Raw genomic sequence first — 18,591 nt, forward strand, 5'->3', positions numbered from 1 at the left:
GGAGTCACCATGAAGAAGATTGAAGCCATCATCAAACCGTTCAAGCTGGACGATGTGCGCGAGGCCCTGGCCGAGATCGGCATCAACGGCATGACCGTATCCGAAGTCAAAGGCTTCGGCCGCCAGAAGGGCCATACCGAGCTCTATCGCGGCGCCGAATATATGGTCGACTTCCTGCCGAAAGTGAAGGTGGAGCTGGTGGTGCAGGACGAGGATCTCGATGCCTGCCTGGAAGCGATCCAGAACACCGCCCGTACCGGCAAGATTGGTGATGGCAAGATCTTCGTCTGCGAGGTGGAGCGTGTCATTCGTATCCGTACCGGCGAAGAGAACGAAGACGCGATCTGACCTTGGCTATCTCTTTACCTGACCAGAGGCGTGAAGTGTGGCCTCATTTGATGGGGTGGATGCGCTTCGTGGTGGTCGCAAGCCTGTTGGCGGGCCTGACTGCTTGCAGTACCCGTCCACCGGCCCAGCCGGAGAATCTGTGCCAGATCTTTCGCGAGAAGCCTGACTGGCACAAGGCCGCGCTCAAGATGAACGAGAAGTGGGGGACGCCGATCCATGTGGTGATGGCCATGATGTATCAGGAGTCCTCTTACGTACATGATGCCCAGCCGCCGATGCAGTATTTCCTCTTCATCCCGACCGGGCGGGCCAGTTCGGCTTATGGTTATGCTCAGGTCAAAGATGAAACCTGGGCTGATTACCAGCGGGAAACCGGCAACAGCTGGAGTGACCGCGATGACTTTGCCGACGCCATCGATTTTATGGGTTGGTACACTAACAAGGCCCAGCGGCTAAATGGCACCTCCAAGTGGGATGCCTATGGTCAGTACCTCAACTATCACGAAGGGTGGGGTGGCTACCGGCGTGGCAGCTATCGCAGCAAGGGGTGGTTGATGAAGACCTCTCGCAAAGTGGAAGCTCGCGCCCAGCGCTACGGCGCCCAGTACCGTCAATGCAAGGACCAGCTCTCCCGTGGGGGCTGGTTCTGGTAACCAAATCAGGAGTCAGAAATGCCGTTATTGGACAGTTTTACCGTTGACCACACCCGTATGGAAGCGCCAGCGGTGCGTGTGGCCAAGACCATGCAGACCCCGAACAAGGACACCATTACCGTGTTCGACCTGCGTTTCTGTGTGCCGAACCAGGAGATCCTCTCCGAGCGCGGTATCCATACGCTGGAGCACCTGTTCGCCGGTTTTATGCGTGATCATCTGAACGGCAATGGTGTGGAGATCATCGACATCTCCCCCATGGGTTGCCGTACCGGCTTCTACATGAGCCTGATCGGCGCGCCGGACGAAGCCCGTGTTGGCGCAGCCTGGCAGGCGGCCATGAGCGACGTGCTGACTGTGCAGGATCAGGCCAAGATCCCCGAGCTGAACGAGTATCAGTGCGGCACCTACAGCATGCACTCGCTGGAAGAGGCGCACGCCATCGCCCGTCATGTGCTGGAGCGTGGCATCGGTGTTAACCACAACGACGAGTTGGCTCTGCCGGAAGAGAAACTGAAGAGCCTTTGAGGCGGATGAGCTATCGCTCATCTGATAACCTCTTCAGGGAATGTTAAAAGAGCCGGTCAGCCATGCTGACCGGCTCTTTCTATCTCAACCGACCGCAAAAATTGGGATGGCTTGCTCCCCTTGTCGACTCTGATTAGGATGGTTTTTGACCTGAACCTGTTGGCGGAGGTGTGACGATGAAAGGGGTATTGCTGCGTTGGCTGGCCCGTTACGATGCGTGGTGCGAGGAGTGGGGGCTCACTCAGGAGAACCGGCGCTGCTGCACACCGGTTCGTTATAATGAGGACTCAAGCAAAGAGCGAGCTTGCGCAGAAGAGGCTGAGCTCAATCAAAATTGCGGGTCACGGCACCGGTAACACTGTTGTACTCGAAGCCGAGGCCGTTGGGGTGATCCGGGAAGCGGCCGATAGAATCACGCAGGATATAGCGGCAGTTGTGATGCTCTAACCCTCCGATCTCAGTTTGGTCATCTGCAATAATAAGTTCGGAACTATAGTCAGTTTCAGTGTTGTTATTGTCTAAGTCAGGAACAGTCTGCTCTGTATCAAGTAATCCAGTGAAGAGTAGCTTGCAGTCATCTTCGTTGTTAACAGAGATCTGGTTTTCGTTAGAGCCAGGTGGAAATGTTGTATCTGGCGCTTGGTTATAGTCCTCTTTCGTGCCTACAGGCCAACCATAGCGATTAATATCAAGATCGCCTTTGCCAAAGCTACTCAAGTTGTAGAGCCCGATAGACTCCCCCTTCACTTTCACCGACCAGCCGGCATTTGCCAGTTGAACTGCACTGGCAAAGCTGCCAGCAGTCGCCGAGACCGTGCTTTTCAGGGCATCATCCTTGATATTGATAAAGCGTGGCAGGGCGGTGACGGCCAGGATCCCCAGCACTATGATCACCAACACCAGTTCAATCAGGGTAAAGCCGTTGTTTCTGTTGTTCATCATGTTCAATGACCCATTAAATACCGCAAACAGGTGTGAGTGATATGCAGCTGATAGATACCCATTGCCATCTCGACTTTCCGGTGTTCGACCAGGACAGGGAGGCGCTGCTGGCCCGTTGCCGGGCATTAGGGGTGACGCAGTATATCATTCCTGCCATCGCAGAGGATAACTGGACTCGTGTGATGGCACTGGCAGATCAGCATGACGGCCTTTTTTATGGTTTGGGCATTCATCCCTGGTATACCGGTGAGCAGCGGGAGGGGGTGATGGAACGGCTGCGAGCGTTGGTGATGAGTCAACCTGCCAGGCTGGTGGCCATTGGTGAGTGCGGGCTGGACCTCCGTTCTCACGTGCCGCAGGAGGGGCAGCTTGCGCTGTTTGAGGCTCAGATCCGGCTGGCTGCTGATGCTGGGCTCCCCCTGATGATCCACTCGGTGCGCGCCAATGACACTGTGGTCAAGCTGTTGCGCCGCTTCAAGCCGCCTCGTGGCGGGGTGATCCATGCTTTCAGCGGTTCGTTGCAGCAGGCGGAGGCTTTCTGGCAACTGGGCTTTCGGCTCGGGGTGGGCGGGGTAATCAGTTTTGAGCGGGCGAACAAGACGCGAGAGGTATTTCGTGCTATGCCGCTCGAGGCCCTGGTGCTGGAAACCGATTCGCCCGATATGCCGTTACAAGATGAGCAAGGCACTCGGAATACCCCGGAAGCGCTGCCGAAAATAGCTGAAATATTGATGACTTTGCGGGAGGAATCATCGGTAGATGTTGCTAAGGTGTTATTTGAAACTGCCCGGCATATTTTCCATCACGACCCATTGCCATGAAACAAATTCGCAACACCTGATTTAGTTGTCAGGAAAAAAAATGAGCGTAAAAATCGTTTGCTGTCTAATTTTGTGACACTTGGACATTTTGATAACGATAAAATGTGACCAGCATTCTATTTTATCGGACTTTAATTAGTATAATGCGCTCCCCTTGATTAGTTGGGTTTGATAACAACTCGCTAACAAGCCAGGTGCTACTAGAGGAAGATAATAATGAATTTGTTCATGGGTCTGGTAGGGATGGCGACGCTCGTCCTTATCGCGGTGCTGTTCTCCAGCAATCGCAAGGCAATCAACGTCCGTACCGTTGTCGGTGCGTTCGCAATTCAAGCCGGTCTGGGGGCGTTTGTTCTCTATGTTCCGGTTGGTCGCGATATCCTGGTCGGCGTGTCCGACGCGGTATCCAGCGTGATCAGCTACGGCCAGAACGGGATCGACTTCCTGTTTGGCGGTCTGGTCAGCAACAAGATGTTTGAAGTGTTCGGTGGCGGCGGCTTTGTTTTTGCCTTCCGTGTTCTGCCGGTCATCATCTTCTTCTCCTCCCTGATTGCAGTGCTCTACTACCTGGGCATCATGCAGATGGTCATCAAGTTGCTGGGCGGCGGTCTGCAGAAAGTACTGGGTACTTCCCGCACCGAATCCCTGTCTGCAACTGCCAACATCTTCGTCGGTCAGACCGAAGCGCCGCTGGTGGTTCGTCCTTACATCGCCAAGATGACTGACTCCGAGCTGTTCGCCGTCATGTGTGGTGGTCTGGCTTCCGTTGCCGGTTCCGTACTGGCAGGTTACGCCTCCATGGGCGTGAAGATGGAGTACCTGATTGCTGCCTCCTTCATGGCTGCACCGGGTGGTCTGCTGTTCGCCAAGCTGCTGGTTCCCGAGACCGAGACCCCGAACTACGACGAAAGCTCTGCCGATGCCGAGCTGGATGACAAGCCTGCCAACGTCATTGACGCTGCTGCTGCTGGCGCCTCTGCCGGTATGCAACTGGCCCTGAACGTCGGCGCCATGCTGCTGGCCTTCATCGGTCTGATTGCCATGATCAACGGCATCTTCTCCGGTGTGGGTGGCTGGTTCGGTTATCCGCAACTCTCTCTGGAACTGCTGTTGGGCTGGATCTTCTCCCCGCTGGCCTTCCTGATCGGTGTGCCCTGGAATGAAGCAGTGGTTGCCGGTTCCTTCATCGGTCAGAAGCTGGTAGTGAACGAGTTCGTGGCTTACCTGAACTTCGCTCCGTACCTGAAAGACGAAGTGCTGATCAACGGTGTGGCCATGTCCGATCACACCAAGGCGATCATCTCCTTCGCGCTGTGTGGTTTTGCCAACCTCTCCTCCGTTGCCATCCTGCTGGGTGGTCTGGGGTCCATGGCGCCGAACCGCCGCGGTACCATTGCACGCTTTGGTCTGAAAGCCGTACTGGCTGGCTCTCTGTCCAACCTGATGTCTGCCACTATCGCAGGCTTCTTCCTGGCACTGTCCGGCATGTAATCGCCGCCTGACTGACAGGGTATAAACACGAACGCCACGGCATCTGCCGTGGCGTTCGCGTATGGAGCGGTGACAACCGTTTTCCTATCTAAACTAATAATAAAATGAGTCAAATCGGAGGTTATATGAATGAAGTGCTACTGGCGATGGTGGCCGGCTTTATAGTTGGTTTGTTGTTTTCTTTCCTCAAATTGCCGATCCCGGCGCCTCCTGTTTTATCCGGGGTAATGGGGATCGTCGGGGTCTATTTGGGGGGATTGGCCTACTCCTGGATCCTGACTCGTTTCTTTTCGTAAGGCTTTTTTAGACCTGGATTTGCCAGATGTGAGGTACCTCTGAAATTGGCAAATCCGGCTTGCAAACAGGGGGTATCTCGGCTGAAATAGGCATTGCCAGCAGGGTGCTGGTAATGACTAATACTCGATGAAATCGGGTGTTGGCGGTCAAATGGAATTGATTGGGAAGTCGGGTCAGATGTTGTCGGCCTTTCTCAAGTCTTCATGGAACCAAGTCCGCACTTTTGTAAGAAAGTGACAGGGCTCTTGCCTTATTTACAGTCGCAGTGCCTGCAGGGTGTTTTGAATAGCATCCCGATAGTGCCGGTGCCTTCGCACTGTAATTCCATTCCCGTATAGCTGGGGATTACTGCCTGTGCATCCATCGCTGGATGGTATGGTGGTGCCCGGTTATCTGGATTAAATCGAGACTTTGGAGAACAGAATGACTGATCTGAAAGTGGCCGCTCAGCGCGCCCTGAACCTGATGGACCTGACCACCTTGAACGATGACGACACCGATCAGAAGGTGATCGACCTGTGCCATAAGGCCAAGTCACCGGCTGGCCTGACTGCCGCCGTCTGCATCTACCCCCGTTTTATTCCTATCGCTCGCAAGACACTGCGTGAGATCGGCGCTGCCGACGTACGCATTGCGACCGTGACCAACTTCCCGCACGGCAACGACGACATCGAGATCGCCGTGGCCGAGACCCGTGCCGCTGTCGCCTACGGTGCTGATGAAGTGGACGTAGTGTTCCCGTATCGCGCCTTCATGGCTGGCAACGAACAGATCGGTTTTGATCTGGTCAAAGCCTGTAAAGAGGCCTGCGGTGCCAACGTGCTGCTGAAAGTGATCATCGAAACCGGCGAGCTGAAAGAAGAGGCGCTGATCCGTCGCGCTTCCGAGATCTGTATCGATGCTGGTGCCGACTTCATCAAGACCTCCACCGGCAAGGTGCCGGTCAATGCGACTCCCGAAGCGGCCCGCATCATGATGGAAGTGATCAAGGCCAAGAATCCGAAAGTCGGCTTCAAGCCAGCTGGTGGCGTGAAAGATGCCGCCGTTGCCGGTCAGTACCTGGCCATGGCCGAAGAGATCCTCGGCAACGACTGGGTATCCGCCCGTACCTTCCGCTTTGGTGCATCCAGCCTGCTGGCCAGTCTGCTGGCCACTCTGGGGCATGGCGACAAGCCGGCCAACACCAGCGGTTACTAATAGGTCGATGAGAGGGCGGACAGCTGTCCGCCCTGTTAGCCCCCACCATGCGGTGTGCGGGCAAAGATTCAGGCTTGTGTAACGCCAGCAATGGCGGAGGGAATGAAAGATGTTTTTGCCTCAAGAAATTATTCGCAAGAAGCGCAACGGTGAAGCGCTCAGTACCCAAGAAATTCAATTCTTCGTTCAGGGCATTACCAACAACACCATCGGTGAGGGGCAGATTGCCGCGCTGGCGATGGCGGTCTACTTCAAAGACATGACCATGGATGAGCGGGTTGCCCTGACCTGCGCCATGCGCGACTCCGGCATGGTATTGACCTGGGATCACCTCAATCTGGGTGGCCCGATTGTCGACAAGCACTCCACCGGCGGGGTGGGTGACGTTGTCTCCCTGATGCTTGGCCCGATGGTCGCTGCCTGCGGCGGTTTCGTGCCGATGATCTCCGGCCGTGGTCTGGGCCACACCGGCGGCACCCTCGACAAGCTGGACGCCATTCCCGGCTACCAGACCTCGGTCGACAACGACCGTTTCCTGAAAGTGGTGAAAGAGGCGGGCGTGGCCATCATCGGCCAGACCGGCGATCTTGCCCCCGCTGACAAGCGTATCTATGCAGTACGTGACATTACTGCCACCGTCGAATCCATCGCGATGATCACCGGCTCCATCCTCTCCAAGAAGCTCGCCTCCGGGCTCGAAGCGCTGGTGATGGATGTGAAAGTGGGCTCCGGCGCCTTTATGCCAACCTTCGAAGCCTCCGAAGAGCTGGCCAAGAGCATTGTGGCCGTGGCCAACGGTGCCGGTTGCCGCACCTCTGCGCTCTTGACCGACATGAACCAGGTGCTGGCCTCCAGCGCCGGTAACGCGGTGGAAGTACGTGAAGCGGTGCGCTACCTGACCGGTGAATACCGCAACCCGCGCATCCACGAAGTGACCATGGCGCTGTGCGCCGAGATGCTGATCTCCGCCGGTCTGGCCAGCGACGAGCGCGATGCCCGCACCAAGCTGCAGGCGGTGCTGGATAACGGCAAGGCGGCCGAGATCTTCGGTCGCATGGTGACAGGTCTCGGTGGCCCGGCCGATTTCATGGAGCGTTACGACGCTTACCTGCCCAAGGCAGCCATCGTACGCCCGGTCTTCGCGGCCAACAGCGGCTTCGTGACCGCCATGGATACCCGCGAGCTGGGTCTGGCGGTGGTCGCCATGGGCGGTGGTCGCCGCGCTGCCGGTGACAAACTTGATTATGCGGTCGGTCTGACCGACTTTATCCGCCTGGGTCAAAGCGTTGATGCTGACAAGCCGATCGCGATGATCCACGCTCAGACTGAAGAGCAATATGCTCAGGCTGCCAGCATGGTGCAGGCGGCTGTCCGGATTGGTGGCGAACGGCCGGAGGCACTGCCTGAAGTGTACCGCCGTATCACCCTGGCCGATTTGTAACAAGGGGAAGACCCATGAAACGTACCTTTATTCTGATGATGGACTCTTTCGGTATTGGCGCTGCTGCTGACGCCGACAAGTTCGGAGATGTGGGCGCCAACACCCTTGGCCATATCGCCAAGGCGTGTGCGGCAGGTGAAATTGAAGGCCGTGGCGCCCTCAATCTGCCCAACCTCAACAAGCTGGGTCTGGGCCACGCCTGCGAGCAGGCTTCCGGCTACTTCCCGGAAGGGCTGAAAAAAGATATCGAGGTAGTCGGTGCCTACGGCTTTGCGCAGGAGCTCTCCTCCGGCAAGGATACCCCGTCCGGTCACTGGGAGATCGCTGGTGTGCCCGTGCTGTTCGAGTGGGGCTACTTCAAGGATCACCACAACAGCTTCCCGCAGGAGCTGCTGGACGCCATCGTCGAGAAGGCTGGTCTGCCGGGTTATCTCGGCAACTGCCACGCCTCCGGTACCCAGGTGCTGGACGATCTGGGCGAAGAGCACATGAAGACCGGCAAGCCGATCCTCTACACCTCTGCCGACTCGGTGTTCCAGATTGCCTGCCACGAAGAGACCTACGGCCTCGAGAATCTCTATGAGCTGTGCCACATCGTGCGCGAGCTGCTGGAGCCCTACAACATCGGCCGCGTGATTGCGCGTCCGTTCGTGGGCAGTGGCAAGGGCAACTTCAAGCGTACCGGCAACCGTCACGACTACTCAGTGCTGCCACCGGCGCCGACCGTGCTGGATTACATGAAAGATGCGGGCGGTCAGGTGGTCTCCATCGGCAAGATTGCCGACATCTATGCCCAGCAGGGCATCACCAAGCAGGTGAAAGGGACCGGTCTGACCGAGCTGTGGGATCGCACGCTGGAAGAGGTGAAAGCGGCCGGTGACAACACCATCGTCTTCACCAACTTTGTGGACTTCGACTCCTCCTACGGCCACCGCCGTGATGTTGCCGGTTATGCCGGTGCGCTGGAGTATTTCGATTCCCGCCTGCCGGAGCTGTTTGAGCTGCTGCAAGATGGCGACGTGGTGGTGCTGACTGCCGATCACGGCTGTGACCCGACCTGGGGTGGGACCGACCACACCCGCGAATACATTCCGGTGCTGTTCTTCGGCAAGCCGGTCAAGGCCGGCTCCGTCGGTCGTCGCGAGACCTTTGCCGATATCGGCCAGAGCATCGCGGCTTACCACGGCCTGCCGAAACTGGCGTACGGTACCAGCTTCCTGTAATTTACCCGCCCGCCACTTCGGCGGCGGGCAATTTATAAAACAATAAAACTCAACCTAGTGTGAAGGAATCAAGAGAATGGCAACTCCTCATATCAATGCGAAAGATGGCGCCTTTGCTGATACCGTGCTGATGCCGGGCGACCCCCTGCGCGCCAAGTACATCGCTGAAACTTTCCTGGAGAACGTCGAGCAGATCTGCGACGTGCGCAACATGTTCGGTTTCACCGGTACCTACAAGGGCCGTCGTATCTCCGTCATGGGTCACGGCATGGGTATCCCGTCCTGCTCCATCTACGCAAAAGAGCTGATCACCGATTACGGTGTGAAGACCCTGATCCGCGTGGGCTCCTGTGGCGCTGTGCGTGAAGACGTGAAACTGCGTGACGTGGTGATCGGTATGGGTGCCTGCACCGATTCCAAAGTAAACCGTCTGCGCTTCAAAGATCACGACTTCGCTGCCATCGCCGACTTCGACCTGGTTGCCAATGCCGTGCAGGCCGCCAAGAACAAGGGCGTTGCCGTGCGTGTGGGTAACATCTTCTCCGCCGACCTGTTCTACACCCCGGACCCCTCCATGTTCGACGTCATGGAAAAATACGGCATCCTGGGTGTCGAGATGGAAGCCGCCGGTATCTACGGCGTGGCCGCAGAGTACGGTGCCAAGGCGCTGACCATATGCACCGTCTCCGACCATATCCGTACCGGTGAGCAGACCACCTCTGAAGAGCGTCAGCTGACCTTCAACGACATGATCGAAATCGCACTGGATTCCGTCCTGTTGGGCGACAACTAATCCCGCAGCCTCTGGAACCATGCAAAAACGGCGACCTCTGGTCGCCGTTTCTTTATCCGTTTACTGCGCCGGATCATTGTTGGTTGGCGGCGGGGAGGGGGGAGGACTTCGTTTTTTGTGCTTGCGCACTCGCATATAGTTGCGACGAATGCCATAGGAGATAAGCAGACCTGCCAGCAGCGCAATCAGCAATATCAGCCGCTGTTTCTCCTGAATCGTTTTGAGTCTGGTGTCCTTGTCCGCCAGCATCTGCTGCTCTTCCAGGGTGATGCGCAGGTAGCCCAGTGTCTGATCGCCATCCAGGACCTCCTGTACGAACTGGATCCGCCCCTTGCCTTGTTCCGGCATCGATTTGTTATTGTCACCGATGGGTAGCAGGCTCTCCAGCGGTACGGCCTGTTCCGACTGGGCGAGGGGAATGCCGCGTCCATCATAGAGTGTGACATCGAGGATCTCCGGCTCGGTCGCCAGATCCCGGGCCAGCCGTTCCAGCTCACTGCTGTTCTCCTCCTTGAGCCAGCGCTTCATGTCGCGGGCAGCATAGGCGACCAGTGCCTGGGCGCGGTTGCGTGCTTCGGTGTGCAGCGCAGCCTGGCTCTCTCCCTGCATATGAAGGAGAACAACCAGTACCCAGCAGCCGAGCAGCAGGCCGGCTACCAGACTGAGTACACGTTTGATGGGAAGATGACGCTGCAAGCGCGAGACCTCATGCTGACAATGAGTGCTGGATCTTGGCGCTTGCCTGCGCAAAAAGCAATACGCTACTCTGGGTCAGCATTGTTAACCCCCTGATCACCAAGGAAGGCGTATCTCTTATGTTGTTGTCCCGGCTCCCCCCTCTGTTATCCGATTGGCCTGCGTTGTTGTCCGGCTCACCCTGTTGGCAGCTCAACGCCGATGCGTTGCAACCGACAGAGACCCCGCAGGCGGGCGGCTGGTTGGTACTGTTTGGCAAGGGGCTGGGCGCCTCCCATCTGACGCATCTGTCACCACTGTTGGCTGCGCAGGGGCTGGTGGCCACCCTCTATCCTCCCACCGAGGTGACGGAGGTGCCGCTGCTGCTGCTTGGCTGCGATCGCTTCTCTTCCGAGTTGGTGGCCGAGCTCAAGAGCGGTGAGTGGGAGATCGATCTCTGCCACCTGCCGGCACTCCCCACCCTGAGCGAACCCGGCCTGTTGGTGATGGACATGGATTCCACCGCGATCCGTATCGAGTGCATCGACGAGATCGCGCGGCTGGCGGGGGTCGGCGATCAGGTGGCGGCGGTAACAGCTGCTGCCATGCAGGGCAAACTGGAGTTCTCCGACAGTCTGCGCAACCGGGTGGCCCTGCTGGCTGGAGCGCCGGTCACCATTCTCGACGAGGTGGCCGCCAACATGCCGTGGATGCCCGGCTTGCAACTGATGGTCGATACCCTCAAAGAGGCTGGCTGGAAGGTGGCCATCGCCTCCGGCGGTTTTACCCGTTTTGCCGGCGAGTTGCAGCAGGCGCTGGGGCTCGATGCCATCTTCGCCAACGAGCTGGCGGTGGAAGGGGGTCAGCTGACTGGCAAGGTGAGCGGGCGCATCGTTGATGCCAGCGTCAAGGCCGAGGTGTTACAGCAGCTTGCTCAGGAGTACGGCATTGCTGCCGCCCAGACCGTGGCCATCGGCGATGGTGCCAACGATCTCAAGATGATGGGCGTGGCAGGTCTTGGGATTGCTATTCATGCCAAGCCGCTGGTGCGGGCGCAGGCTGCGGCCACCCTCAATCATCACGATCTGGAGGGGGTGATCTGCCTGCTGGCGGCGCGGGCCTGCAGCGAACAACGCTGGGACAAGCGCTGACTGTGTTTCAAGGAGGAAACCAATAAAAATGGAATTGTTGCAGCAGTCTCTGTTTATCCCCTGTGGCGCCCATCAACTGCATGTTCGCCACATCAAACCTCGGGTCGCCGTGCATGGCGAGCCGATCCTGATGGTGCACGGCGCCATCGAGAACGGCCGCATCTTTTACACCGAATCGGGCAAGGGGCTGGCCTGTTTTTTGGCCCGCCACGGCTATCAGGTCTATGTGGCTGATTTGCGGGGACGGGGGCTCAGCACTCCGGCCATCGCCGAGCAGGCGGAGCACGGCCAGCACGAGCTAATCACCGAGGACTTGCCCGCCCTGCATCGCTGGATTGCCGAGCGCCATCATGGCTTCAAGGTGCACTGGGTGGCCCACTCCTGGGGTGGCGTCATCATGGCCTCGACCCTGGTGCGCTTTCCCGAGCTGGCGGAGCAGGTGGCCAGTCTGCTGTTTTTTGGTACCAAACGCGGCGTGTCGGTGCACAATCCCGAGCGCTGGCTGAAGGTGGATCTGATCTGGAATCGGCTGGCCCCCTGGCTGGCTCGCCGCCGTGGTTTTCTGGCTGCTCGCACTCTGAAGATAGGTGCTGACGACGAGCCGCTGCGCTATCTGCAGGAGACCATCCCCTGGGTCAAGTGTGGCCCCTGGCGGGATCCTCACGACGGTTTTGCCTATGACGAGGGGGCGGCACGGGTCAACTGGCCGCCACTCTGGATGATCTCTGCCAGAGCCGACAAGGTATTGGGCCATCCGACCGATGTGCGCCGTTTCAGCGACGAGATAGGCTCGGCTGCTCGTCACACCCGCCTGGGGCGTGATAATGGCAACCGGCTTGACTATGACCACATCAATATGCTGACCGCCCCGCAGGCGCAGGAGGATCACTTTCCCCGGATCCTAGAATGGCTGCTCAATCCGCAGGCAGCATGACAAAAAACAGGGCACATAGTGCGCCCGTGTCGATGGGATCAGCGGGGCGGCTGCGTGATGCCGAACCGGAACAGAGTTGCCTGGGTGGTGTCGGTCAGCTCGCCAACCCCCACGACACTCCACAACTCCTCTTCCAGCCGCTTTGCCTTGTGAATGGCGAACTTGGCGATGTAGTCCAGCTCATTGGCAATGAAGTTGGTGTCGGGGCGTCCGGTGCGGGAGATGCCGACCAGCACCGAGTAGAATTCTCCCTGCTGCAGTGCCAGCTCGATGAACTGGCGCTTCTCTTTTAGGTTGCTAAAGCTGCTGGCGAGGCGGCTGGTGAAGATGGGGAGGCCCGCCTTGGTCTGGATGCTGGCAATATAGACCTCATCTTCACGCGGTTTGTCCTCCCGCTCGATGGCTCGCAACGGATTCATCAGCAGCTCCTTGAACAACTCCCCCTGAAACAGCGGATAGAGGTTCTCCTGCTCAGGTTGCTCGGCACAGGCGGTTAACAGTTGTTGCAGGCTGCGCGGAGTGAGTGACTTGCCGATGGCGGCTGGCTTGGGGGCACCCTTCAGTTTGTTGATATAGACCGGTGAGTTGAACAGGTGGTGGGTGTAAATATTGCGCAGGGCTCGCGCCAGTCCGCGATAACGGCGCTGCTCCTGCGCCGCCTTGAGCTTGTTCTGGTTGCTCTCGATCAGCAGGCTGAAGAACTGACGACCGGTATGACGATCGGAATCCCCGTCGATACAGAGGTGCAGCACGGTGCGAGTCATGTTGAGACTAACCAGCCGGTAGGAGAGATGCTGCAGATCCATGCTCTTGGATAACTCCTGCAGACGGGGCAGGGCGATGGTCACCACATCGTTTTTATCACCAGCAAACGCCTCTTCCAGCTCGACCTGCAGGCCATGGGCAGAAATATCTCGGGTCCAGCCAAGCCATGACTTGCCATTGTGATGGATGGCAACGGCTGTTTTGTGGATATAGCGCAGCTCCTTGCGCAACTGGACATAGTGCAGGGATTCAATCTCGAAGGGGGCAACGCCCAGCTCGTGACCAAAACGTTGCAATTCATTGGCATTATTGCCCAGCTCGCCCTCCGGGCGGAACTCCTCCCGTTGGGACTCCAGACTGATCTCCTGCAGCAGGCCGCAATACCCAATCAGTTTGAGACGTTCGAGTAACAGAATATCCTGCAGTTGCGAATTTTCGACCCCCTGCAACTGCCCTACATCTGCCTCCAGCGATTCACACGCCTCCAGTGAAAACTTGTAGACACGCCAGCTGGGACGTCGGGAGCCCACCTGGAAGAAGAGGGCGGTGAGACCACTCTGGCGCAGCTCTTCAGCAGTGGCAGAGAAGAAATAGATATGGCTGCGTACCGTGTGGGTGAAGCAGTAGATGAGGGTTTCGGTCGTGGTGCCGGGAGCAGGGCAGAGGCGTTTCATCCGTTTTGCTGAGAAGAGTCCCGCCAGGGCATCGCGGTTTTTCTCGTCGCGCCAATACTCCAGCAGGTGCTGGTTGTTCTCGGTGCGCAGTGCTATCTCGAGTGAGGGACAATCTCCTGTGCTGAAGAAGAGCGGCATGCCGGTCATCCGTGGCAGGTAGAACTGCTCATATCCCTTGATGATGGCGGCGGAGAGCAGATAGTCGACGCTGACCCGATAGCGGATCTTGTTGGCTTCGATAAAGTCGCTGAGGAAGGCATCGAAGGCGGGCTGCTCACCGGAGCGTACCAGCCTCAGCCAATACTTCCCTTCCTTGCTCTCTTCACCGAGGATCTGGTAACCGACCGGCTGATGCAGCACCGGATTGGGGTGATCCCGCTCCAGCCCGGTAAAGAAGACCTCGACCTGAGCGCCGGTCTGGTAATTGGGCAAATAGGGGACCGAGACTCTCATGCCGCCGAGGGAAAGATCGGAACTTTTGGCGAACAACTTCTCCCCGTCATGAAGTTTGATGAGCAAGGGCGAGCTAAAGTGCATCCGCTCTTGTCGTCGCCCGTAGTAACTGGCAAAGACGATGGTGTTGACGTCGTATTGCCGGAAGGGGCTGACAGGGGGTTGCAGCAGGCCATCCACCCGGGCGTGGTGATGGTTCTTTTGCCATTGTTGCAGTGCTTCGTAAACGCCAAGGGTATAGGCGTCACGGTAGAGATAGCACTGGGACTGAAACAGTCCGATGGCCTCGGCCGGCATAAAGTGGGTGATACCGTCGAACTCGTGCACCAGGCACTCGTCCTCCAGTTCATCGCGCATGTCGATAACCCTGCGGCAAGGGGAGCATTTGCGATTGAGCTCCATCTTGATCAGAAAACGGCCGTTACTGTTTTCGTCCTGGGTCAGACGGTTGAAGATCTCTTCGAAATCTTTCTCCCGCAGCAGGGGTACAAGTTGTTCAATCAGATGTTGTTGGTGTACTGAATCCATGTGTTCCTGCCACGGAAAGTCACTTTTCCGATTCTGGGTTTGATCTGTCGGTCGCAAACAAGTATATCAAGCAGGAATTCATCCTGTCCCCGAGTTATCAATGGCTAAAAATAAAACTGCTTATGTTTGTTCCGAATGTGGTGCCGACTTCACACGCTGGCAAGGTCAATGCAGCGAGTGCAAGGAGTGGAATACCATCACCGAGGTACGCCTTGGCTCCGTCACTCCCGCTGGCAAGAGTGCCCGTTACACCGGTTATGCCGGCGCGGTTGGCAGTCAGGTACAGACACTGGCAGAGATCGCTACCACCGAAATCCCCCGTTTTACTTCCGGTTTCAAGGAGTTGGATCGGGTGCTTGGTGGCGGTGTGGTGCCCGGCTCGGCGATTCTGATCGGTGGTAACCCGGGGGCGGGTAAATCGACCCTGCTGCTGCAGACCATGTGTGGTCTGGCAGAGCGGATGAAAACTCTCTATGTCACCGGTGAGGAGTCGCTCCAGCAGGTGGCAATGCGGGCCAACCGCCTTGGGCTACCTACCGACAAGCTGCGGATGCTTTCCGAGACCAGCGTCGAGCAGATCTGCCTGATTGCCCAGCAGGAGCAGCCGCAGATCATGGTGATTGACTCCATTCAGGTGATGCATGTGGCGGATGTGCAATCGTCCCCCGGTTCTGTCTCACAGGTGCGCGAAGCGGCTGCGTTGCTGACCCGCTACGCCAAGCAGAATCATGTGGCCATCTTCATGGTGGGCCATGTGACCAAGGATGGCAGTCTGGCGGGCCCCAAGGTGCTGGAGCACTGCATCGACTGCTCTGTGCTGCTCGATGGCGGTCATGACTCCCGTTTTCGTACCCTGCGCTCTCACAAGAACCGCTTCGGTGCGGTCAACGAGCTGGGGGTCTTTGCCATGACCGAGCAGGGGATGCGCGAGGTGAGCAATCCCTCCGCCATCTTCCTCAGCCGTGGGCAGGAGCAGGCGCCCGGTTCCATCGTCATGGTGATCTGGGAGGGTACCCGACCACTGCTGGTGGAGTTGCAGGCGCTGGTGGACTACTCCCAGCTCTCCAACCCGCGCAGGGTGGCGGTGGGGATGGATCACAACCGGCTCGCCATGTTGCTGGCGGTGCTGCACCGTCACGGCGGGTTGCAGATGGCGGATCAGGATGTCTTCATCAACGTGGTTGGCGGGGTCAAGGTCGAGGAGACCAGTGCGGATCTGGCGCTGCTGCTGGCGATGGTCTCCAGCTTCCGGGATCAGGCGCTGCCCAAGGATCTGGTGGTGTTCGGCGAAGTGGGTCTTTCCGGTGAAATTCGCCCGGTGCCGTCCGGCCAGGAGCGGTTGCAGGAGGCGGCCAAGCACGGTTTCCGCCGTGCCATCGTGCCGCATGCCAATGCCCCCAAGCACCCGATCGAAGGGATGGAAGTGGTGCCGGTCAAGAAGCTGTCTGAGGCACTCGAGGCGCTGTAATCCCTCAGCATTGCAATCGATACAACAGCACAACGGAAAAAGAGCGCCTCGGCGCTCTTTTTTATGGGCTGGAACCTGCCATCAGGGCTGGCTATGTTCCAGATGTTCGCTCAGCAGTTGTTCCAGCTCGCGGTGGAGCAGCTCTTCGTCGCCGACGTTAAGCTCGATCATCCGCTTGAGATGGGTGGCGCTGTCGATATCGATGTGGTGGCAGTAGAAACCCAGCTTCTTGCTGGCTTCGTGGGTCAGCTCGACCTGCATTTTGATCTCGATATCGCTACCGCTCAGGATAAAGCTGAGCTGGTACTCCTTGTTGTCACGGCTCTCCCAGTCGTCGGGGCGGATCAGCAGGGCTCCCTGCAAGGAGACGTCGACAAGCTGGGTCTGCCACTTCTGTTCCCCCTGGGTAAGTTCTGCCATGGTCAAGTAGAGGATCCGTGCAAAACGGCGGCGCTCAGACATGCTCATCTCCTGTATGCAATAAGTGTGGACGCTAGGGTCATTACTCTGAGTGTAATCCACCTTGGTTGCCAGTATCTTGAACTTGCTCCGAAAATGGCATTCAGGCTTGCTGGGTACTCAAGGATTCCACTACATGAAGCGCCTTGACCAGGCGATCTTCCTGTTTGAACCGCTCTTCCAGAACCGGACCCAACTCATTGAGATCATCATCCAGTAGCAGCAATTGGGCCTCGTCGGCATCACTGTATTTGTCGTTGAACTCGAGGGCGAATTCGGTGCTGGTACGAATATGGGGATAGATGCGCTTGGCCAGCTCCAGTGTTTCGCCGCTGGCTTGCTCGAAGGCGGTGACGACGTGGTGGTAGATCTCGAAATGGCCCGCGCTGACATAGTCGACCAGGCGGTCGCAAAACTGATGCAGCTCTTCTGTTTTGGGCAGGCTGCGTTGCTTGGTCCGCGCCGGAGTAAGGCCTGCCAGCTGCATGTATCCGACCAGCAACGCTTGCCTTGCATCCAGCCAGTCGTCGATAGCCTTATGCTTGCCTGCCAGCGCCTGCTTGGTCTGTTCCAGTTTCGTCAACATAATCCCTATCCCTCCGTGGGGCAAAGGCTGGCCGATTGTTCGGTATTCCGAGCCGTTTGAGCAGTGACACAACCTATAACTAGGGAAAATCTGGGCAAGCGTCAATAGCCATGGGGGGATAATGTTAAGTGGCGAAGAAATAGTCAGCGGATTGTGTCTGCGTGCTAGCAGGTTTCAGGCCTGCTCACGGTTTTTCGCGTGTGGAATGTGACTATTTCCGCAGATCTTGATGAAAACCCCAGCGTTTGACGCGTTCGGCTCGATAAAGGCTTTGCCTGTGCGTTTTTTTTTGCATAGAGTGACCCAGCGCTAAATGCCCGATCATAAAGGAAATGTTATGAACAAAGCTCAACTTGTCGATGCGATTGCCGCCAAAGCAGATCTGAGCAAAGCTCAGGCCAAAGTGGCTCTGGAAGAGATCATCAATGGTATTACCCAGAGCTTGAAAGAAGGCGATGCTGTGCAACTGGTCGGTTTTGGCACCTTCAAGGTCACCCACCGCGCAGGCCGCACCGGTCGTAACCCGCAAACTGGTAAAGAGATCCAGATTGCTGCTGCCAACGTGCCTTCATTCGTGGCTGGCAAGGCTCTGAAAGACGCCGTCAAGTAAGTCCGAAAGTCTGTTTTGTCCAATGCCAGTCAGCTTGCTGACTGGCATTGTTTTTATGGGGCTTTCCCATCCTTCCGGTTTTAGTGCTCCCTGGCTTTTCCTGCCTTTTTGGTTTCTTCTGTCGGCCTCGTTGCGGCTGAGGCCTTATGCCGTCTGCGGGTTGGATGGTAGCGGCCAGATCCGCTCATAGGCCCAGGTAAAGACCATGATGTAGACGAGGTAGAAGGCGACGAAGCCGAGATCCAGCATCAGGGCGTCCCACACTCCCAAATCGAGCCAGAACATGACGCAGGGGAGGGAGAGCATCATAAAGCTCGCCTCATAGCCAAACGCGTGCAGGAAGCGGTCCAGTGGTCGCTTGTTGGTGCGCCCGCACAGTTTGAGCAACCCCTTGTCGAACAACAGATTCCAGCCGTAGGTCCAGGCGGTGGCGACGATGGAGAAGAAGATGGCCAGCGAACCGACCTCTGCCACGCCCTGACCGAACAGCTGGCTGATCAGCGGTGCGACCAGTGCCAGCCCGATGCCTTCGTAGAGAACCAGATAACGAAGTC

General features: G+C 57.6%; 20 protein-coding genes. 14 read left to right on the forward strand and 6 right to left on the reverse strand.

The features are described 5' to 3' along the window. The first annotated feature begins 9 nt into the window (after positions 1–9). From glnB to luxS, 3 genes are read left to right on the forward strand one after another with little or no spacing between them, the layout of a single operon-like run. Entirely contained in the window at positions 10–348 is a 339-nt protein-coding gene (gene glnB, locus G5332_RS09125; protein WP_005308848.1) for a nitrogen regulatory protein P-II, read from the forward strand. A 59-nt stretch (positions 349–407) separates the two neighbouring features. Then, positions 408–1,001 (forward strand): hypothetical protein, encoded by a 594-nt coding sequence (locus tag G5332_RS09130; RefSeq protein WP_272502552.1) that lies wholly within the window; start codon positions 408–410, stop codon positions 999–1,001. Between the two features lie 18 nt (positions 1,002–1,019). After that, entirely contained in the window at positions 1,020–1,529 is a 510-nt protein-coding gene (gene luxS / locus G5332_RS09135; RefSeq protein WP_005340462.1) for an S-ribosylhomocysteine lyase, read from the forward strand. Positions 1,530–1,853: 324 nt separating this feature from the next. On the opposite strand, the gene G5332_RS09140 is transcribed toward luxS, so the two are convergent. Continuing rightward, entirely contained in the window at positions 1,854–2,471 is a 618-nt protein-coding gene (locus G5332_RS09140) for a type II secretion system protein (RefSeq protein ID WP_421172251.1), read from the reverse strand. 41 nt (positions 2,472–2,512) lie between these two features. Here G5332_RS09140 and G5332_RS09145 point away from each other — a divergent pair, with 41 nt between their 5' ends. The 7 genes from G5332_RS09145 to deoD all read left to right on the forward strand — a co-directional run bounded on the left by G5332_RS09145 (position 2,513) and on the right by deoD (position 9,734). Beyond that, a complete protein-coding gene (locus G5332_RS09145) occupies positions 2,513–3,292 on the forward strand; it encodes a TatD family hydrolase (RefSeq protein WP_216952865.1) in 780 nt (259 codons plus the stop codon). A 216-nt stretch (positions 3,293–3,508) separates the two neighbouring features. After that, a complete protein-coding gene (locus tag G5332_RS09150; protein ID WP_005340466.1) occupies positions 3,509–4,783 on the forward strand; it encodes a NupC/NupG family nucleoside CNT transporter in 1,275 nt (424 codons plus the stop codon). Between the two features lie 125 nt (positions 4,784–4,908). Continuing rightward, on the forward strand, positions 4,909–5,079 hold the full coding sequence (locus G5332_RS09155; RefSeq protein ID WP_005340467.1) for a XapX domain-containing protein: 171 nt from the start codon (positions 4,909–4,911) through the stop codon (positions 5,077–5,079). Positions 5,080–5,503: 424 nt separating this feature from the next. Next, positions 5,504–6,277, forward strand: a complete 774-nt coding sequence (deoC, locus tag G5332_RS09160) for a deoxyribose-phosphate aldolase (RefSeq protein ID WP_005340468.1) — start codon at positions 5,504–5,506, stop codon at positions 6,275–6,277. Positions 6,278–6,386: 109 nt separating this feature from the next. Further along, complete coding sequence (gene deoA / locus G5332_RS09165; RefSeq protein WP_005358033.1) at positions 6,387–7,718, forward strand: thymidine phosphorylase; 1,332 nt, start codon at positions 6,387–6,389, stop codon at positions 7,716–7,718. 14 nt (positions 7,719–7,732) lie between these two features. Next, complete coding sequence (locus G5332_RS09170) at positions 7,733–8,941, forward strand: phosphopentomutase (RefSeq protein WP_216952866.1); 1,209 nt, start codon at positions 7,733–7,735, stop codon at positions 8,939–8,941. 76 nt (positions 8,942–9,017) lie between these two features. Beyond that, entirely contained in the window at positions 9,018–9,734 is a 717-nt protein-coding gene (gene deoD / locus G5332_RS09175; protein ID WP_040096807.1) for a purine-nucleoside phosphorylase, read from the forward strand. Positions 9,735–9,794: 60 nt separating this feature from the next. Here the strand turns inward: deoD and G5332_RS09180 are convergent, their stop codons facing one another. Beyond that, positions 9,795–10,430, reverse strand: a complete 636-nt coding sequence (locus G5332_RS09180) for an AhpA/YtjB family protein (protein WP_216952867.1) — start codon at positions 10,428–10,430, stop codon at positions 9,795–9,797. 119 nt (positions 10,431–10,549) lie between these two features. Between G5332_RS09180 and serB the strand changes: the two genes are divergently transcribed. Next, positions 10,550–11,560 (forward strand): phosphoserine phosphatase SerB, encoded by a 1,011-nt coding sequence (gene serB, locus G5332_RS09185; protein WP_216952868.1) that lies wholly within the window; start codon positions 10,550–10,552, stop codon positions 11,558–11,560. A gap of 28 nt (positions 11,561–11,588) precedes the next feature. After that, complete coding sequence (locus G5332_RS09190) at positions 11,589–12,494, forward strand: alpha/beta fold hydrolase (protein WP_216952869.1); 906 nt, start codon at positions 11,589–11,591, stop codon at positions 12,492–12,494. Between the two features lie 38 nt (positions 12,495–12,532). Here G5332_RS09190 and G5332_RS09195 read toward each other — a convergent pair whose 3' ends face one another. Next, entirely contained in the window at positions 12,533–14,914 is a 2,382-nt protein-coding gene (locus G5332_RS09195) for a PilZ domain-containing protein (RefSeq protein ID WP_227341917.1), read from the reverse strand. 100 nt (positions 14,915–15,014) lie between these two features. Between G5332_RS09195 and radA the strand changes: the two genes are divergently transcribed. Then, positions 15,015–16,382, forward strand: coding sequence for a DNA repair protein RadA (gene radA / locus G5332_RS09200; RefSeq protein ID WP_005341318.1), 1,368 nt, complete (start codon positions 15,015–15,017; stop codon positions 16,380–16,382). Between the two features lie 81 nt (positions 16,383–16,463). Here radA and G5332_RS09205 read toward each other — a convergent pair whose 3' ends face one another. Together G5332_RS09205 and G5332_RS09210 are read right to left on the reverse strand one after the other, a co-directional pair. Then, complete coding sequence (locus G5332_RS09205) at positions 16,464–16,844, reverse strand: PilZ domain-containing protein (RefSeq protein ID WP_005340482.1); 381 nt, start codon at positions 16,842–16,844, stop codon at positions 16,464–16,466. A 100-nt stretch (positions 16,845–16,944) separates the two neighbouring features. Continuing rightward, positions 16,945–17,427, reverse strand: a complete 483-nt coding sequence (locus G5332_RS09210) for an Rsd/AlgQ family anti-sigma factor (protein ID WP_005340483.1) — start codon at positions 17,425–17,427, stop codon at positions 16,945–16,947. Positions 17,428–17,764: 337 nt separating this feature from the next. Between G5332_RS09210 and hupA the strand changes: the two genes are divergently transcribed. After that, complete coding sequence (hupA, locus tag G5332_RS09215; protein WP_005340484.1) at positions 17,765–18,037, forward strand: nucleoid-associated protein HU-alpha; 273 nt, start codon at positions 17,765–17,767, stop codon at positions 18,035–18,037. Positions 18,038–18,181: 144 nt separating this feature from the next. Here the strand turns inward: hupA and G5332_RS09220 are convergent, their stop codons facing one another. Continuing rightward, positions 18,182–18,580: a PACE efflux transporter gene (locus G5332_RS09220; RefSeq protein ID WP_265783796.1), complete on the reverse strand. Its 399-nt coding sequence runs from the start codon at positions 18,578–18,580 to the stop codon at positions 18,182–18,184. Positions 18,581–18,591: the final 11 nt, after the last annotated feature.

The sequence above is a fragment of the Aeromonas sp. 603757 genome, assembly GCF_049171255.1.
GTDB classification, from domain to species: Bacteria; Pseudomonadota; Gammaproteobacteria; order Enterobacterales; family Aeromonadaceae; genus Aeromonas; species Aeromonas veronii_A.

Coding starts and splice junctions, on each gene's coding strand:
- deoC (WP_005340468.1), top strand. CDS start 5,504: ATGACTGATCTGAAAGTGGCCGCTCAGCGCGCCCTGAACCTGATGGAC.
- hupA (WP_005340484.1), top strand. CDS start 17,765: ATGAACAAAGCTCAACTTGTCGATGCGATTGCCGCCAAAGCAGATCTG.
- serB (WP_216952868.1), top strand. CDS start 10,550: ATGTTGTTGTCCCGGCTCCCCCCTCTGTTATCCGATTGGCCTGCGTTG.
- G5332_RS09145 (WP_216952865.1), top strand. CDS start 2,513: ATGCAGCTGATAGATACCCATTGCCATCTCGACTTTCCGGTGTTCGAC.
- glnB (WP_005308848.1), top strand. CDS start 10: ATGAAGAAGATTGAAGCCATCATCAAACCGTTCAAGCTGGACGATGTG.
- G5332_RS09210 (WP_005340483.1), bottom strand. CDS start 17,427: ATGTTGACGAAACTGGAACAGACCAAGCAGGCGCTGGCAGGCAAGCAT.
- radA (WP_005341318.1), top strand. CDS start 15,015: ATGGCTAAAAATAAAACTGCTTATGTTTGTTCCGAATGTGGTGCCGAC.
- G5332_RS09155 (WP_005340467.1), top strand. CDS start 4,909: ATGAATGAAGTGCTACTGGCGATGGTGGCCGGCTTTATAGTTGGTTTG.
- G5332_RS09195 (WP_227341917.1), bottom strand. CDS start 14,914: ATGGATTCAGTACACCAACAACATCTGATTGAACAACTTGTACCCCTG.
- G5332_RS09190 (WP_216952869.1), top strand. CDS start 11,589: ATGGAATTGTTGCAGCAGTCTCTGTTTATCCCCTGTGGCGCCCATCAA.
- deoD (WP_040096807.1), top strand. CDS start 9,018: ATGGCAACTCCTCATATCAATGCGAAAGATGGCGCCTTTGCTGATACC.
- luxS (WP_005340462.1), top strand. CDS start 1,020: ATGCCGTTATTGGACAGTTTTACCGTTGACCACACCCGTATGGAAGCG.
- G5332_RS09205 (WP_005340482.1), bottom strand. CDS start 16,844: ATGTCTGAGCGCCGCCGTTTTGCACGGATCCTCTACTTGACCATGGCA.
- G5332_RS09140 (WP_421172251.1), bottom strand. CDS start 2,471: ATGATGAACAACAGAAACAACGGCTTTACCCTGATTGAACTGGTGTTG.
- deoA (WP_005358033.1), top strand. CDS start 6,387: ATGTTTTTGCCTCAAGAAATTATTCGCAAGAAGCGCAACGGTGAAGCG.
- G5332_RS09130 (WP_272502552.1), top strand. CDS start 408: ATGCGCTTCGTGGTGGTCGCAAGCCTGTTGGCGGGCCTGACTGCTTGC.
- G5332_RS09170 (WP_216952866.1), top strand. CDS start 7,733: ATGAAACGTACCTTTATTCTGATGATGGACTCTTTCGGTATTGGCGCT.
- G5332_RS09150 (WP_005340466.1), top strand. CDS start 3,509: ATGAATTTGTTCATGGGTCTGGTAGGGATGGCGACGCTCGTCCTTATC.